Genomic DNA, 15,596 nt, shown 5'->3' with positions numbered 1-15,596 from the left:
GCATGGTGCCGCCCTGGAATGGCGCGCGTTCACGTGCCGGAAGGACGTACCACCATGACCACGGATGCACTCCCCAGCCCACTGCGCGTACTGGTCCTCGGCGCCTCACTGCGGACCGGATCGACCAACGCCCGTCTGGCTTCCCTCGTCGGCCGGATGATGGCCGAGGCCGGGGCCGACGTCGACCTGGCCGCGATGCGGGAATTCGACATGCCGCTGTACGACGGGGATCTGGAGGCCGCGCACGGGGTTCCGGACGGCGCGCTCGCCCTGCGCGACCGGCTCGAACAGTGTGACGCCTTTGCGCTCTCCTCCCCGGAGTACAACGCCTCCGTGCCAGGCATGGTGAAGAACGCGATCGACTGGGTCTCCCGGGTCCGGCCGCAGCCGTTCAAGACCAAACACGCCCTGCTGGTCTCCGCCTCGCCGTCCCTGGTCGGCGGCAACCGTGGACTGTGGGCGCTGCGGGTGCCGCTGGAGCACCTCGGCACCCGCGTCTACCCCGACATGTTCAGCCTTGCCGCGGCTCACCAGGGCTTCACCGAGGACGGGCAGCTGGCCGACCCCGGTCTGCACCAGCGCCTCGGCGAGACCGTTACGGCGTTCCTGAGCCTGGTCGAGGCCGATGTCCGGTACGTCTGCCTGCAACGCCGGTGGTACGAGTTCTTGGGAGACTGTACGGAAGCTCCCATTACCCTGCGGGCCGAGGACTGAGCCGCTCGGCCGCACCCCTGCTTCGGCCCGGCGTGTCGATCATCCGCCGCGCATGGTCGCAAAAGGACCGGGTGGCGGGATGGGTTGGGGTGCGGGGCCAGATCAGGCGGACGGTCACGGGCGGGGCGTCCCTGAGGGGGAGGTAGCGGATGCCGGGGTGGGGGTGGCTGTGTCCGGTGCCTTCGGCGGTGACGCCGACCGCGTCGCCGGTGGCGATCACCGTGAGCCATTCGTCGACATTGGCCACCTCGAAGGTGTGCGGGCGGCGGTCGCCGGGCCAGAGGCCGGCGCGGGTGGTGGCGGCTGTCGCGCACAGCACGACCGGCTGATCGGCGAGGTCGGCGGGCGTCACGGTGTCCCCGTCGGCCAAGGGGTGGTTCTCCGGGACGGCGGCCAGGCGGCGCTCCTGGTAAAGCTCCGCGCTGTTCAGGCTCCCCCCGGCGGCCGTCGGCATCGTGCGGACGAGGGCCGCATCGACCTCTCCGCGATACAGGGCGGACTCGGGGTCGTCGTGACGGTGCATCTGTACGGGGGTGCCGGGATGTGCCTGCCGCCATGCGCGCAGCAGGGGCACGGTGTGCTCCCCGAAGGACGCCCAGGCAAATCCGATACGGAGTGGACGCGACCCGCCCGCGACGTCCCTGAGGGCGTCGTCCACCTGGTGGAGGATGCGGTGCGCGTGTTCCCACAGGCGCTGTCCGGCCTCCGTCAGGGCCAGGCTTCGGGTGGTGCGCTCCACCAGTCGCGTCCCGAGGCGGGTCTCCAGCTGGTCGAGCGTACGGGAGAGGGCGGGCTGGCTGATGCCCACAACCCTTGCCGCATCGGTGATGGTCCCCTCGTCACCGATTGCCGCGAGGGCCCGTAGATGCCGGAGCTCCACCTTCTCCACATTCATCACCAGCAAGCATAAATGCAGCACCAAAGGTATTTCCCTCCGCCGATGCCCCCTGTCTAGCCTCACGCGCATGAACATTCTTCTCGTCGGGGCCACCGGCAAGCTCGGTACCGCCGTCCATGCGGAGCTGGCCGACCGCGGCCACCGCGTCCTCACCGTCGGCCGCACCGCCGGCGACCTGCGCTACGACATCGCCGATCCCGCTCAGGTCACCGCGATGTACGAACGGGCCGCGGGCATCGATGCGAGGGACGTGATCGATGCGGTGGTCAGCGCCGCCGGTGATGTGCCGTACAAGACGCTCACGGCCATGACTGCGCAGGACTTCCGGGCCGCGTTCCAGGGCAAGGTGCAAAGCCAGATCGAGCTGGTGCGTCAGGGCCTCGGCCGGGTCGCCGAGCGCGGCTCGTTCACGCTGATCACCGGGGTGCTCGCCCGCGAACCCATCCCCACGGGCAGCGCGGCCTCCATGGCCAACGGCGCCCTGGAGGCCTTCGTGCGCGCCGCCGCCATCGAGATCGCCCCGCAGCGGATCAATGCGGTCAGCCCCAGCGTGTTCACCGAAAGCCTCGCCGACTACGGCGACTTCTTCCCGGGCATGCCGCCGGTCGGCCTGGCGCAGGTCGTTCAGGCGTATGTCCGCTCCGTCGAAGGCGGCCAGACCGGGCAGGTTTACACCTTGCCGTGATGCTGGGGCGTACGGGGGACCCCGGGCGAGGTGTTGCGCATGGGCGGTGGTCGTGAGCAGTACGTTCACAAGCGGAGCGCATCGGAATACGTCGGTACGTATCGGCGCACACGCGATACAGCGGCGTCACGACTCGATCGGTGGAGTGCGCATGTCCTCACCCGTCATGCGGAGGAGAAGCCGACGGCGTGTCGTCGGCGCCCTGGGGCTGTTGGTGGTCGTCGGGGCCGTCGTGGTCGGCCTCGTCCAGGCCGCGCCATCGCCCTCGCCCTCGCCGCACGAGCTCGATCCCCGGATCGCTTCGCTCATGCGGAAGCCGGAGTACGGGCATGCCCAGTGGGGGCTGTTCGAACAGGATCCGGACAGTGGCGAGGTGGCGCAGTCGCGCAACGCCGACCAGTTCTTCGTCCCCGGGTCGTCGGCCAAATTGTTCAGCGTCAGCGGCACATGGCACACCCTCGGCGGCGACCACCGGTTCCGCACTCCGGTGCACGCCGTGGGGCAGCGCCGAGGTACGGCTCTTGACGGCGATCTGGATCTCGTCGCGCAGGGTGATCTGACCCTCGGGGGCCGCACGCGCAAGAACGGTACGGTCGCGTTCACCAACCTCGACCACACCTACGCCAATGACCTGCCCGGAGCCACCCTCACCCCGCAGGACCCGTTGACGGGCATCAACCAGCTGGCCCGGCAGGTACGCGACGCGGGGATCAGACGCGTCGAGGGTGATGTGGTCGTCGACGCGCGGCTGTTCCCTCCCGATCCGTCGCTGAAACCGACCCCCACCCCCCTGATCATCAACGACAACCTGATCGATCTGCTCACCTCCCCCGGCGTCGACGCGGGCGACCCCGCCCACCTGGAGTGGCGCCCGAAGGTCGCGCCGTACCGCGTCACCTCCACCGTCCGCACCGTCGCGGCGGGCAAGCCGACCGACATCAATGTCGACGCCTCCCCGGACGGCGCCCGCATCCGGCTGTCCGGCACCATCGCCGCCGGCTCCGCCCCCGCCCTGCGGGTGGCCGCCATCAAGGACCCGAACGCCTTTGGCCGGACCGCCCTGATCGAGGCGCTGCAGCGCGCCGGGGTCGAGGTCCGCGCGGGGGCCGTCGGACCCAACCCTGCCGACCGGCTGCCCGACTCCTACCAGGGTGCGCCCACGGTGGCCCGCTACACCTCGCCCGCGTACGCCCAGTACGCCGAACTCATCCTCAAGGTGAGCCACAACCTCGGAGCGAATCTCGGTATCTGCCTGATGGCCACGCATGCGGGGAGTGCCGATTGCGAGGACGGATTTCCGGTCCTCGCCGCATTCCTGGACGGCGCGAAGGTGGACCGCAAGGCAGTGCAGCACGCCGACGGCCGGGGTGGCAATCCTGCCGACCGGAGCACCCCACGGGCTCTGGCTCAACTGCTGACGTACTGGCAGCGCACCCCCGAAGCCGGCCGTTTCCGCAGGTCACTGCCGATTTTGGGGGTCGACGGCACACTGGCGGATTCGTGTCACGACTGCCCGTCACGGGGCAAGGTCTTCGCCAAGACCGGCACCATGGCTGGTGGCGATGCACTCAATGACCGGCTGGCGGTGGGTGCCGAAACCACGGCCGGTTATCTGGAGACACGTAAGGGGCATTTCGATGTGTTCTTCGCCGGGGTGAACGGGGCTTCGACGCCCGGTGCCAATGTCAAGGGAATTCTGGGCATTGCCAATGATGTAGCGGAGGTTGCTGCTCGCCTTCAGCAGAGTGCTGCCCGGTGAGCCTGCGTCATGTCTGTCGGGCCATGAGCTCCTCTGCCATGTGCACGATGCGTTCCAGGAGCTTCTCGTCGTACGGCAGGAACGGCAGCGGCCGGGCGCCGCGCGACTCGGGCAGGACGATGTCCACGGGATCGCCGTCGCGGGTTACGCGGCCGGTGGCCAGGTGGATGTCGTGACCGTTCAGGCGTAGATGGCGGGGGCCGAACTCCACGCGGCCGGAGGATATGTGGCCGGCGAAGATGCGCTGCAGGGCCTCGCGGCGCAGGCGTGCGGTCTGGCGAAGAGGGAGCTCGTAGAGGCGGTTGAGTTCGCGCCACGAGTCTCGGTCGTGGGCGGGGCTGGGGCTGTGGGTGGGGTCGGTGGTGTCGCGCCAGGCGTAACTGGACGCGCTGATGAGGAGGTCGACCGAGCGCAGAATCTCCGAGCGTTTCACGGGATCGAGCCCGCGAACGAGGTGTACGTCCTGGGCTTCGGCCCACCCGGTGGCGCCCGGGTAGAGCTTTGCGGCGACGCCGAAGTAGGCCGTCACACCCGGGAGGGAGAGCGCGAGGCAGTCGTCTTCGATGCTCCAGCCGTGGCGCGCGGCCAGCCCGAGGACCGACTCTATGCGGACCAGGTGGCCATGGAACATGGCGGTGGTACCCGTCTCGTCGGCCTCCTCCGGGAGGTAGTGCTCCCGATATGCCTGCCGGAAGGGCTGGCGCAGCCGGAGGTCGGTGATCCGGTCGCGCCAGCGGTGGCGTTCGGCCTCGGTGGCGCGGGCCGGGTGCCAGAGGCGGACCGCCGCCGAAGGGGCGGGGTCGGGTCCGTGGGAGCGGTCGGCTTCGGGCAGCGTCGCGCGCCAGTCTCCGGGGGCGTACTCGATCTCCCAGATCAGGCGGCGGACGGCCGCGCCCACCACGGGGTGCGTGGCGAGGGCTTCGCGCCAGCGGTCGAATCGGTAGACGGTTCCGTTGAGATGGCTGGCTTCGAGGAAGCCGCCTTCGAGTCCGCGGAGGAGGGTGCGTATCTGGGCGCGGGTCTTTCGCAGGACGTCGCGGGCGGCGGTGACCGTCTCGGGATGGTCCCGGCGGGCGGCGGACGGGAGGGACCGCAGCGGTCGGCCGTCGGCGCGTTCCCAGGCCAGGGTGGGTTCGTCGGCGGCCGTGAGGACGGCGGTGTAGGCGCCGCAGCGGATGCGCCGGGTACCGTCGGGACCGTAGCCGAGGCCGGGGAGGCGGACCAGGATCTCGGGGCGTCGGCCGAGGTTGCGTTCGGCGCGGTGCAGGATGCGGTCGAGCTTCTTGGTGACGCCTGCGTGGCGGACGACACGGCGGGCCTCACGGAGCGCGGCGACCGATTCGGGCGTGGGGTAGGCCTCGACGGCTTGGGCGAGGACGATGCAAGCGCCCTGTGAGGGGAGGGTCCGGGCCGCGGTCGGAGCCACGGAGAGCTGGGGCAGCAAGGTGGTCAGTACGTCCCCGGCCCATGGTTCGTCGTGCCGCAGGGCGAGCCGGGCGGCGCGGCGGAGCGTCTCCGTATCGGCGGGGGTGAAGGCCTTGTCGGCGGCGTAGGGGACCTGGCCGGCGTGGATGGCGGCGAGGTGGTCCGCGGCGGAGTGGAGCGTACGGCGGGCCAGTTCGGCAAAGGGCGGGGAGAAGGTGTGTGGGGTGTGCCGGGGGTGTTCTCCTGCTTGGTCCGTCAGGGGTGGCCAGGTGCCCGACGGGGTGGCGTACCGGCGGTCCTCGGCGAGCCAGGCCCGTTCGCGGGCGCCGGTCGTGCGGATCACTTCGAGTTCGGCGAGCCTCAGTGGGCTGTTCTCATACGCTGCCCGGAGGCGGGTGACGAGCTCCGCTTCGGCCGTCGGGCCGGCGAGCGCGGCCACCGCCAAGGCCGCGCCGACGATGTGATCGTCCGTCACCGATGCCGCCGCTACGAGGGCCGTCGCCGGCGCCGCCAATGCCGGCTGGTCCCATGGATCGGCGCAGCGCAACAGGGCACCGGCCGCCAGGCAGACATGGGTGGGCTTCGGCGACTCGGCCAGTGCCGCGTAGAAATCCGTGAGAGCAGCGGCCGTGAACGAGGGCTGCGTCTTGACCCAGGTCACTTCGCGGGCGGCCCGGCGGGCGTGGCCGGGGGCACCCTCGTCGCCGAGGATGCGGTACACGGTGGGCAGCAGCGTGCCCAGCTCCACCGGGGTCAGACGGGTGCACGCCGCCCACACGCCGCCGGACCCGTCCAGATCGGGCGCCGGACCCACCATTGCGGCGTGCACCTGTGCGGCGTGCGGGGAGAGCTCGTTCATGGCGTCCATGGCAACGAACGGTAACCGCAGGGTCTGACAATCGCGGTTCGCCGATCGCGGTCCGGCCGTCGCAGCCGAGGGTTGCGAACACGCCGACAAACTCGACAAGGGCAGCGGCCGAAACATCCGCAGGCACCGGAGAATCCGGAACACGAGGATCGGCCGGAGCGTTGAACGAAGAGAAAGAGGGAGCTGTAGCTGTATGCGCATCGCACTGTGTCAGATGACGGCGTCGACCGAGCCGAAGGAAAATCTCGCGGCAGTGCGGGACCACGTGCACCGCGCCGCGCAGGAGGGCGCGCGACTGGTGGTGTTTCCCGAGGCGGCCATGGTGCGCTTCGGGGCTCCCCTGCAGTCGGTGGCCGAGCCGCTGGACGGGCCGTGGGCGGAGGGGGTGCGCGCGGTGGCCCGGGAGGCGGGGGTGACGGTGATCGCCGGGATGTTCACCCCGGCCGACGGGGACCGGGTGGCCAATACGTTGCTGGCCACGGGGCCGGAGGCGGAGGCATCGTACGACAAGATCCATCTGTATGACGCCTTCGGGTTCCGGGAGTCCGACACGGTTGCCGCGGGCTCGCGTGTGGTGACGATCGATGTCGATGGGGTCCGGGTCGGCCTGGCCACCTGTTATGACCTGCGGTTTCCTGAGTTGTTCCGCGCGCATGCGGACGCGGGGGCGGTGCTCTCCGTTCTGCCCGCGGCATGGGCTGCCGGTCCCGGTAAGCGCGAGCAGTGGGACCTCCTGGTGCGGGCACGCGCCCTGGACGCCACCGTCTGGCTGGCCGCCGTCAATGCCGCGGCTCCGGACCCGCAGGCCGATCCGGAGCTGCCCACCAAGGCACCGACGGGTGTCGGGCACAGCGCTCTGATCGGCCCCGATGGCACCGTACGCGCCCAGTTGGGAGCCGTGCCGGAGCTGCTCATCGCCGAGGTGGACGTCGAGGAGACCGAGCGGGTCCGGCGTGCGGTGGCCGTGCTGGACAATCGGCGAATGTAGGCACCGGGTGGGGGCGGGTGCCTGGTGGCGTTCAACGGGGCGGGCCGCAGGTCCGCGGCCCCGCCCCCCGGCCGTAACTACGCGGCCAGCAGGACGCGTTGGGTGGCCCGGATGTGATGGTCTATGGCCGTGCAGGCCGCCGCGGCATCGCCGGCCACCAGGCAGTCGAGGATCTGACGGTGTTCGGCGATCACCTCGTCCTGGCGCTTGCCCGACCGGTACGGCGCGATGATGCCGGCCCGGACCTGGCGGCTGCGCAGCGCGTCGTACTGACGGCTCATCAGGGTGTTGCCGGCGGCCGCGACAAGGGTGGCGTGGAAGCGGTGGTCGGCAGCGATGAATGCCTTGGTGGAGCGCTCTCCTCGCATTGCTTCCTGGTGGGCAAGGATGTCGGCCATTTCCGATACCGGAGCGGTGCCCTGTGCTGTGGTGCATTCGGCGGCGAAGCGCTCGATCAGTCCGCGCATTTCCATCAGCTCACCGATGTCACGCCCGGTCAGCGGAGCGATATGCGCGCCCCGCTTGGGAACCAGCCGCACCAGATCCTCGGCCGCGAGCAGGAGCAGCGCCTCGCGGATCGGGGTGCGTGAGATGCCGACACGGTCTGCGAGATCCTGCTCGGAGAGGAAGCAGTTATGCGTGTCAGGGTCGGTGAGGATGAGGTCCTTGAGATAGGCATATGCCTTCTCCCGCCCCGACTGCATCGTTTTCTCCATCGATCCCGCCGCTCTTCCCGCTGATTTCCCGCGCCCTTGGCGTCGCACCGCGCGTCACACACGCGTCCGCGCCACCCCGCCGTCATGCACCGCGTACTTCGCCTCGTCGCTTCGTACCGTGCGTCGTACTGCGCCCTGTCCTTGGCATCGCACTTCGTGCCGCACGTCGCGGTGCACCGCGGGCTGTACTGCCCGTCGCAGATCCTGCATGCATGTTGTATGCAGGTGCATGCAGAAGCTACCACGGGGCGAGGCATGGCCGAGCCGCGGGTACCTGCCTCGAACTCCCGGGCGGGAAGGGGCCCGACGCGACGGCGCCGCAGCCGTTTCCGCTGCGGCGCCCACGCCGCCCCGAAGGCCGGCCCCTGTCCGGGGCCGGCCCCTGCTCCCGTAAGCCCCTTACTTACGGGCCGACGAGGCGAGGTGCGCGAACACCACCACGTTGGACTCGTAATCCTTGGCGGCCCGGTTGTATGCGCCGCCGCAGGTGATCACGCGCAGCTGTGCGTCCGGGGTGTCGGCGTAGACCCGGTCGTTGGGGAACTGCGCCTTGCTGAAGGTCTCGACGGAGTCGACCTTGAACGTTGCGACGAGGCCATCCGCCCGGGTGATGCTGATCTGGCTGCCCTTTTTGAGCATGCGCAGCTGCAGGAACACGGCGGGGCCGGTCTTGGTGTCGACATGACCGGCGACGATCGATGCACCGCGTTCGCCGGGTGTCGCCCCGCCCTGGAACCAGCCGACCAGGTTGGTGTCGTTCGCCGGCGGCGCGTTGAGCTGCCCCTTCGGGCCGATCGACAGCGCCGTGAAGGGTGCGTCGACGCCGATCTCGGGGATCGCCAGCCGCTTCGGTATGGAGCGCGACAGTGGTGGGCTCGAGAGGGGGGCGTTCCGGGCGGTCGCGGCCGGACGGGCCTGGGGCGGCTTGGGATCGGAGGGCGTGTCTATGGAGTTGTAGACGAGCAGGGTGCCCAGGAGGAACGCCCCGGCGGGCCACATCAGCCGACGGCTGAGAGGGCCGGACCCGGGCGCGGGCCGGGGTGGTCTCGACTGGGGCGGCTGCTGGTAGGCCATGGCGCGCTGCCTTTCGTGAACGAGGCGTCGGCAACGAGAAGCGGGGTGCCGAGCGGGAGAAGCGAGCGGGAGAAGCGGGTGTCGGAACGGCAGTTGTCGCGGCCACCATCCATCTGCGACGGTGGCCGCGACAGCACGGCGAACTGTGTGGGACGCGGTCAGGTCAGGCGGCGGAACCCGACGCCTTACGGCGGCGGACCACGTAGACCCCGGCGCCGAGACCACCGAGCATCAGCACCGAGCCGGCGGCCAGGCTGCTGCCGGAGAGGGCCATGCCGCCACCGCCGGTGTGGACGCCACCGGAGGGCCGGCCGTTGTCGTGGTCACGCCCGTGGTCGTGGTCGCGGCCGCCCCAGCCACCACCGCCGTGGTCGCCACCCCGGCCGTGGTCACCGCCACCGCCGTAACCACCACCGCCGTGGTCGCCACCCCGGCCGTGGTCGCCACCCCGACCGTGGTCACGGCCGCCACCGCCGTAGCCGCCACCACCGTCACCGCCGCCACCCCAGGCCACCACCGTGACCACCCCGGCCGTAACCGTGATCATCGTCGTCGCCGCCACCCCAGTCATTGGTCATGGCGCCGCGCCACCACCGTGACCACCCCGGCCGTAACCGTGATCATCGTCGTCGCCGCCACCCCAGTCATTGGTCATGGCGCCGCCACCGGTGTTCACGCCACCAGAGGGCCGGCCGTTGTCGTGGTCACGCCCGTGGTCATGGCCGCGGCCGTGGTCCCGGCCGTGGTCGTCGCCGCGCCCGTGGTGGTCACGGCTGGAGGATCCACCGTCGTCGCCGGCCACGGTGATTGCCTGGGCGGCGGGAGTAGTGATGGCCAGGACCGCAGTCACAGCGGCCGAGGCGAACAGGGTGCGAGCAGTGCGCATGGAGACCATGTCCTTTCACATCGCTACTGCGAAGGCCGACACGTCATCGGCTCATCGGACCGCAATCGCGACGCATTCAACGTCAGTCAGATGACGGCTCGGCACCACCGGAGAACGCCGCATTCGGGGTACCTCGTCCGCTCTTCGGGTGGCCGAAGCCCGAATTGTCACCCGTTCGATGGCGCGCCCCTCCGGCGTGTCGCGACTTCGACGGTGTAGCGGGCTTCCCAGATGGCGTACAGGGGGCGGCGCGCACGCCACGCCGTGACGGGGAGTGAGCGAATGGGGGGGCGCGGAGAGGGTGGCGGGGGGATGTGCGGCGTTGGCCGACGGGGCCCGATGGGAGCGGGCGGGGCATGGGAGGGGACTGCGGATACGGGAGCCGGGTCGCGAGGCATCGGCGGCCGCAAACAATTCCCAACCACCCTCTGCTTACGCCGTGTTGGAGCACAAATGGCGCGCCCGACAACGTCAACCAGTCTGCCTCGCAAGCACGTTGGCCTTGGCTGCCCTCCCCATGCCAGGCACCCATCTCACCCCGCCCCCATTGGCGCAAACACCTCACAAGAGAGCAAAAGGCATTCCATGCCCCATACCGAATAGACGCCCCCTCATGGATGAAGCGGACCGTCCGCCACGGCCGAGACCTGGCTACATACGGAACGTAGCGATCGCCGATCCGGATTGTGCAAGGTGGAGCAGGACCCGCTCCCCCACCGCCCCTAGCCTCGCTGCAACATCACCAACGAGGGGCGGTACCGGTGAACTGGCTCATCCATGACTACCGCGAGAAGGATCTCGCTGCCGTGGTCCACCTGATCGACTCCACCGCCGAGCTCGGACAGGAGTCGGTGTTCTCGCTCGCCGAGTGCATCAGCGCGCTCAGCTCCCGGCAGCCTGCTGTGGTGGCCGTCCACCAGGGCGTACCCATCGGGACGGCGCTCGCCTGTGTGGCCGGTGAGCGGGGCTGGGTGATGCGGATCGCCATCTCGTCGGCCTGGCGTGGGCGGGGACTGGCGAGTGCGCTGCTGGTGGAGCTGGAGCGGCGGCTGGTTGCCGCGCGGGTGAGCCGTATCGCCTACGTACTGCCCGAGGAGGACCTGCTGGGTGAGGGGCTGCTCAACGCGGGGTACACGCGGCAGCCCGCCGTGGCCTACTTCGAGAAGGTCGAGCCGCACCACGGTCCCGCGGCCAGTCTCCTGGACGACCTCGGCGGACGGTTCCTGCCGGCCGATCTGTGGGCCAAGGTGGCCGGCATGGAGGCGGAGAAGGACCTGATCGAACGACGTGTGGTGCTGCCGCTGGCGGAGCCGGAGCGGGCCGCGCGGCACGGCGTCCGTCCGCCGCGGGCGATCGCCCTGTTCGGTCCGCCGGGCACCGGAAAGACCACCTTCGCACGCGGCATTGCGGCCAAGCTGGGCTGGCCGTTCGTCGAGCTGCTGCCGTCCCGGCTCGCCGACGAGGGCAACCTCGCGGCGGCCCTGCGCAGCGCGTTCGCCCGTATCGCGGAGCTGGAGCGGGTGCTCGTCTTCATCGACGAGGTCGAGGAGATCGCTCCCGTGCGGGCCGAGCCGGCACAGCCCGGCGGGCTGCACGGGGTGACCAATGAACTGCTCAAGCTCATACCGGGGTTCCGGGAGCGGGACGAGCGCCTGCTGGTGTGCGCCACCAATTCCATCCGCTCGCTCGACCCGGCCTTCCTGCGCCCCGGCCGCTTCGACTACCTGATCCCGATCGGTACGCCGGACAAGGCCGCCCGCGCGGCGATCTGGTCGCGCTACACGGACGGCCGGGCCGATGTCGATGTGACGGCGCTGGTTGCGGCCAGCGAGCTGTTCACCCCGGCCGATATCGAGCACGCGGCCCGGGTCGCGGCCCAGGCGTCGTTCGAGCGGGACCTGGAGTCGATCGGCCTCGGCACGGGAGCTCAGGGGCGGCTGGGCGCGAGCACCGAGGACTACCTGGCCGCCATCGCCCAGTGCCGGCCGACGGTCACTCCGGCGATGGTCGAGGAATTCGAGGCGGATATCACTGCTCATGCCCGTTGTTGAGCGCGGCCGGGGCGGGACGGCCGGGTGAGAACCGTGCCTCGTCCGGGCCCGGCGCGTTGCCCGTCCGGGGCCGACGGCGGATGCCCGAGTCTGCGTCGGCGGCAGGCACCCCGTCGGTGCGCTTCAGAGGGCGGGTGGTCCCTGTCGGATGCGACGCAACACCGGTGCGAGCTGGTCGAGTTGATCGCTGTCCATGAGCTGCCGTTCGTCCCACCAGGTGGCACCCGCATCGGCCAGAGGACCGATCAGATCGCGGGCCTTGGTGGGATCCCCGGGAGTCGCGCCGCCGATCACGATCTCGAACGGGTTGTGGCTGTCCTGTTCGCGGTCGCGGTCGCGGTGCCGGTGGACGTAGGTGACGAGATCTCGGACCTGATCGACAGCGGGGAGGTGGCCGTGTCTGGAGTCGGCGAACAGGGGAACCGCGCCGTCCCATTGGGCTGCCCGGCGCATGGGGCGCCGGTGCGGCCAGAAGCCGGCCACCCAGACCGGCGGGCGCGGGCGCTGCACCGTCGCCGGCAAGAGGGTCACCTCCTCCACCGTGAAGTGCCGCCCATGATGGGTCACCGGCTCACCGGACCAGTAGCGCTGCAGGAGTCCCAGACCTTCGTCCAGGCGTTCCGCGAGCACCACCGGGTCGGTCGTCTCGCCGAAGCTGCCGTACTCGTCCTCGATCGGCCCGCCCAGGCCCGCCCCGAAGATCACCCTGCCGCCGCTGAGCACGTCCAGCGTGGCCACCTGACGGGCAAGCTGCTGCGGGCGTCGCCGAGCGACCGGGGTGACCAGCGTCCCCAGCTTGATCCTTGAAGTCGCCAGCGCCGCAGCGGTCAGCAGCATCCAGGGGTCGCCGAAAGTCCGGCGAAGACGCTTGTCGTGCACCACGTGGTCCCAGACGAAGAGCCCGTCCCAACCTGCTTCTTCCGCCGCCACAGCCACCGTCGCGACCGTCCTGGGATCGGCGAAGTCCCCGAAGTTCGGAATGTTGAGGGAAAAGCGCATCCGTCCATAGTGATCCCGCGCACAGGCCGGGGCAATCGAATTCCGCGGTCCCCCGGGCCGGTTGATACTTTCCCGCGGTGGTCACCCGGAGCGGCGCCGCCGGCTCCCCGTAAGCGCCCCGCGTACGTGATGTCGGCATCGTGCTCGACGGCGACCGTCTACGGACCGCCCTGGGAAGGGACTTGGCATCCTCGGACAATTTTGATCCGGCGTTGAAACGGGCCGCCACTCTCCTCCGTACGGGGCGGCATCGAGTAGGGAAGAACATCAAGAACAGGAGTCGTTGCCTTGACCCGAAAGAGGAGAATCGGCCGGGGTAAGAAGATCGCCATTTTCGTCAGCGCCGCGGCGATGGTCGGCGGCATCGCCGTCGCCATGACGGGCACCAGCCAGGCATCGGTGGCTTGCGACGGACTGGCCACCGCGCTGAGCAACAACCAGAAGTTCATCACCGACCAGGAAGCCCATCCGGATGCCCAGTCCGCCGCCCGGATCGCCAACCGTAAGGCCGTGATAGCGCAGATCAAGGTCCAGCAGAAGGCGTCCGGATGCGGCAGCACCGAAGACAGCAATGCCGCGCCGGCGTCCCCGCAGGCCCCGCCCACCGGTTCGGACAGTCAAAGCCAGGACCCCGCACAGCCGGCCGGCTCCGATGTCGTCTGCCCCGGCTCGACGGTCACCCTCTCCGGCGAAGGCGGCGCACCGGCGGCGTCGAGCAGCCAGTTCCCCAGCGGCACGAAGCTGAAGGTGACCAATCTGGACAACAACAAGTCGACCACGGTGTCCGTCACTTCGACGTCGGGCAGCTGCGTACTGCTCAACAACGCGGCCTTCGAGCAGGTACGTGAGCAAGGAAAGTTCCTCATTCGCCACGCCCGCATCGAGCGCGTCGGATAGGCCGACCCGGCCTCGGGCGTGGGGCCGCGGCCCGAACCCGCAGCCCCACGCCCGATGCACCGCCCCCCACACCCACGCACTACGAGAGGAGTACGGGGCCGGTCCCGGCTCCTCCGATCGGCCGATGCCTGATGCGCGGCGCACGCATACGGTGGCATTGACGTTGACATGAGCGGACGCAGCCGCGCCTGTGAACGTCAAAAGACCACCAGTAGCCGAGAAGAGCTTGGGGAACGCCGTGGAGGGGACTCAAACGAGTCAGGGGAGCCAGGGAAGCCAAGGGATCCAGGGGCAGAGCAGCCCGAGGAACCCACAGGGGGGTTCACAGAGTTCACAGGTCTCCGGGGCTCCGAGGATTTCGGGGATCGTCGACCTGGCTGCCTACGGACCGGACTTCACCGCGGACCCCTACCCCTACTACGCCAAGCTGCGCGCCCAGGGGCCTGTACACCGTGTGCGAGTGCCCGAGGGCCAGGACGCCTGGCTGGTGGTCGGCCACCAGGCGGTCCGGGCGGCGCTCGCCGACCCCCGGCTCACCAAGGACTGGCGCACCGCGATGGCGAGCGCGGACATCAACGATTCGCCGCTGTTCACCAACATGCTGGATGCCGATCCGCCCCATCACACCCGGCTGCGGAAGCTGGTGGCCCGGGAGTTCACCTCGCGCCGCGTCGAAGCGCTGCGGCCGCGCGTGCAGCAGATCACCGACGAGCTGCTCGACGCGATGCTGGCCACACCGGCGGGTCGTGCCGACCTCGTGGACGCGCTGGCCTTCCCCTTGCCCATGACCGTCATCTGCGAACTGATCGGCGTCCCCTCCATGGACCGAGAGGCCTTCCGCGCCTGGTCGAACGAGATCGTCGCGCCGACCGGCCCGGAGCCCTCGCAGAAGGCCACCACGGAGATGGCCGCATACCTCGTCGGCCTCATCGAGGAGAAGCGCAGCGCACCTGGCGAGGACCTGCTCAGCGCCCTGATACGGACGAGCGACGAGGACGGCGACCGGCTCTCCCGCGATGAACTGGTCGGCATGGCCTTCCTGTTGCTGGTGGCCGGCCACGAGACCACCGTCAGCCTCATCTCCAACGGGGTACGCGCCCTGCTCCAGCACCCCGACCAGCTGGCCGCTCTGCGGGCCGACCGCTCCCTCCTGGACAACGCCGTGGAGGAGATGCTGCGCTTCGACGGCCCCGTGGAGACGGCCACCTGGCGTTTCACCTCCGAGCCGGTCGAGATCGGCGGCACGGTCATCCCTGCCAAGGAGCCCGTGTGGGTCGTCCTGGCCTCCGCCTCCCGCGACCCCGAACGCTTCGCCGCGGCGGACGACTTCGACATCACCCGCGAGCCACGCGGCCACATGGCCTTCGGCCACGGTATCCACTTCTGCCTCGGCGCCCCGCTGGCCCGCCTGGAGGCCCGTATCGCCATCGGCACCCTCTTGGAACGCTGTCCCCACCTCGCACTGGACTGCGCCACCGACGCCTTCACCTGGCGCTCCGGGATGCTCATCCGTGGTACGGAACAGCTGCCGGTCCGCTGGACACCCGAAGCTGGGCAGCACGCAGACACGACGCACGGTGACACGACGCAGCACACAGACACCGCGCAGCACGCCGGACCGCGGCAGTAGGCCCGG

Annotated in this window: 14 protein-coding genes; 7 read left to right on the top strand and 7 right to left on the bottom strand. The window is 70.0% G+C overall.

Annotated features, from left to right (window positions below; translation table 11 throughout):
• The first annotated feature begins 54 nt into the window (after window positions 1-54).
• Window positions 55-714, top strand: coding sequence for an NADPH-dependent FMN reductase (locus ADL29_RS32510; RefSeq protein WP_053927130.1), 660 nt, complete (start codon window positions 55-57; stop codon window positions 712-714).
• Here the strand turns inward: ADL29_RS32510 and ADL29_RS32505 are convergent.
• A complete protein-coding gene (locus ADL29_RS32505; RefSeq protein ID WP_053927129.1) occupies window positions 692-1,609 on the bottom strand; it encodes a LysR family transcriptional regulator in 918 nt (305 codons plus the stop codon). The genes ADL29_RS32510 and ADL29_RS32505 overlap by 23 nt on opposite strands.
• Window positions 1,610-1,679: 70 nt before the next feature.
• Between ADL29_RS32505 and ADL29_RS32500 the strand changes: the two genes are divergently transcribed.
• Window positions 1,680-2,297: a short chain dehydrogenase gene (locus tag ADL29_RS32500; RefSeq protein WP_053927128.1), complete on the top strand. Its 618-nt coding sequence runs from the start codon at window positions 1,680-1,682 to the stop codon at window positions 2,295-2,297.
• 151 nt (window positions 2,298-2,448) lie between these two features.
• Window positions 2,449-4,056, top strand: coding sequence for a D-alanyl-D-alanine carboxypeptidase/D-alanyl-D-alanine endopeptidase (gene dacB / locus ADL29_RS32495; RefSeq protein WP_053927127.1), 1,608 nt, complete (start codon window positions 2,449-2,451; stop codon window positions 4,054-4,056).
• Window positions 4,057-4,063: 7 nt separating this feature from the next.
• On the opposite strand, the gene ADL29_RS32490 is transcribed toward dacB, so the two are convergent.
• Window positions 4,064-6,349, bottom strand: a complete 2,286-nt coding sequence (locus ADL29_RS32490; protein WP_157878631.1) for a DUF4132 domain-containing protein — start codon at window positions 6,347-6,349, stop codon at window positions 4,064-4,066.
• A gap of 193 nt (window positions 6,350-6,542) precedes the next feature.
• Between ADL29_RS32490 and ADL29_RS32485 the strand changes: the two genes are divergently transcribed.
• Window positions 6,543-7,337, top strand: a complete 795-nt coding sequence (locus ADL29_RS32485; RefSeq protein ID WP_053927125.1) for a carbon-nitrogen hydrolase family protein — start codon at window positions 6,543-6,545, stop codon at window positions 7,335-7,337.
• Between the two features lie 77 nt (window positions 7,338-7,414).
• On the opposite strand, the gene ADL29_RS32480 is transcribed toward ADL29_RS32485, so the two are convergent.
• The 4 genes from ADL29_RS32480 to ADL29_RS46405 form a co-directional block, all read right to left on the bottom strand.
• Window positions 7,415-8,041, bottom strand: coding sequence for a GntR family transcriptional regulator (locus ADL29_RS32480; protein ID WP_053927124.1), 627 nt, complete (start codon window positions 8,039-8,041; stop codon window positions 7,415-7,417).
• A 411-nt stretch (window positions 8,042-8,452) separates the two neighbouring features.
• Window positions 8,453-9,127 (bottom strand): class F sortase, encoded by a 675-nt coding sequence (locus tag ADL29_RS32475; RefSeq protein ID WP_046924061.1) that lies wholly within the window; start codon window positions 9,125-9,127, stop codon window positions 8,453-8,455.
• Between the two features lie 163 nt (window positions 9,128-9,290).
• Window positions 9,291-9,674 (bottom strand): hypothetical protein, encoded by a 384-nt coding sequence (locus ADL29_RS46410; RefSeq protein WP_342671187.1) that lies wholly within the window; start codon window positions 9,672-9,674, stop codon window positions 9,291-9,293.
• A gap of 27 nt (window positions 9,675-9,701) precedes the next feature.
• Complete coding sequence (locus tag ADL29_RS46405) at window positions 9,702-10,013, bottom strand: hypothetical protein (RefSeq protein WP_157878630.1); 312 nt, start codon at window positions 10,011-10,013, stop codon at window positions 9,702-9,704.
• Between the two features lie 761 nt (window positions 10,014-10,774).
• On the opposite strand from ADL29_RS46405, the gene ADL29_RS32465 reads away from it, so the two are divergent.
• Window positions 10,775-12,064, top strand: a complete 1,290-nt coding sequence (locus ADL29_RS32465; protein ID WP_053927122.1) for an ATP-binding protein — start codon at window positions 10,775-10,777, stop codon at window positions 12,062-12,064.
• 123 nt (window positions 12,065-12,187) lie between these two features.
• Here the strand turns inward: ADL29_RS32465 and ADL29_RS32460 are convergent, their stop codons facing one another.
• The gene (locus tag ADL29_RS32460; RefSeq protein ID WP_053927121.1) at window positions 12,188-13,063 is read right to left on the bottom strand and encodes an LLM class flavin-dependent oxidoreductase; all 876 of its coding nucleotides are present in this window, start codon (window positions 13,061-13,063) and stop codon (window positions 12,188-12,190) included.
• Between the two features lie 288 nt (window positions 13,064-13,351).
• Between ADL29_RS32460 and ADL29_RS32455 the strand changes: the two genes are divergently transcribed.
• Together ADL29_RS32455 and ADL29_RS32450 are read left to right on the top strand one after the other, a co-directional pair.
• Window positions 13,352-13,960: a hypothetical protein gene (locus tag ADL29_RS32455; protein ID WP_053927120.1), complete on the top strand. Its 609-nt coding sequence runs from the start codon at window positions 13,352-13,354 to the stop codon at window positions 13,958-13,960.
• A gap of 355 nt (window positions 13,961-14,315) precedes the next feature.
• Entirely contained in the window at window positions 14,316-15,590 is a 1,275-nt protein-coding gene (locus tag ADL29_RS32450) for a cytochrome P450 family protein (RefSeq protein WP_107095150.1), read from the top strand.
• The last annotated feature ends 6 nt before the right edge of the window (window positions 15,591-15,596 follow it).

The sequence above is a fragment of the Streptomyces chattanoogensis genome (assembly GCF_001294335.1).
GTDB lineage: Bacteria > Actinomycetota > Actinomycetes > Streptomycetales > Streptomycetaceae > Streptomyces > Streptomyces chattanoogensis.
Note: the sequence above shows the minus strand (reverse complement) of the source record. Positions and strands in the feature narration are given on the sequence as shown.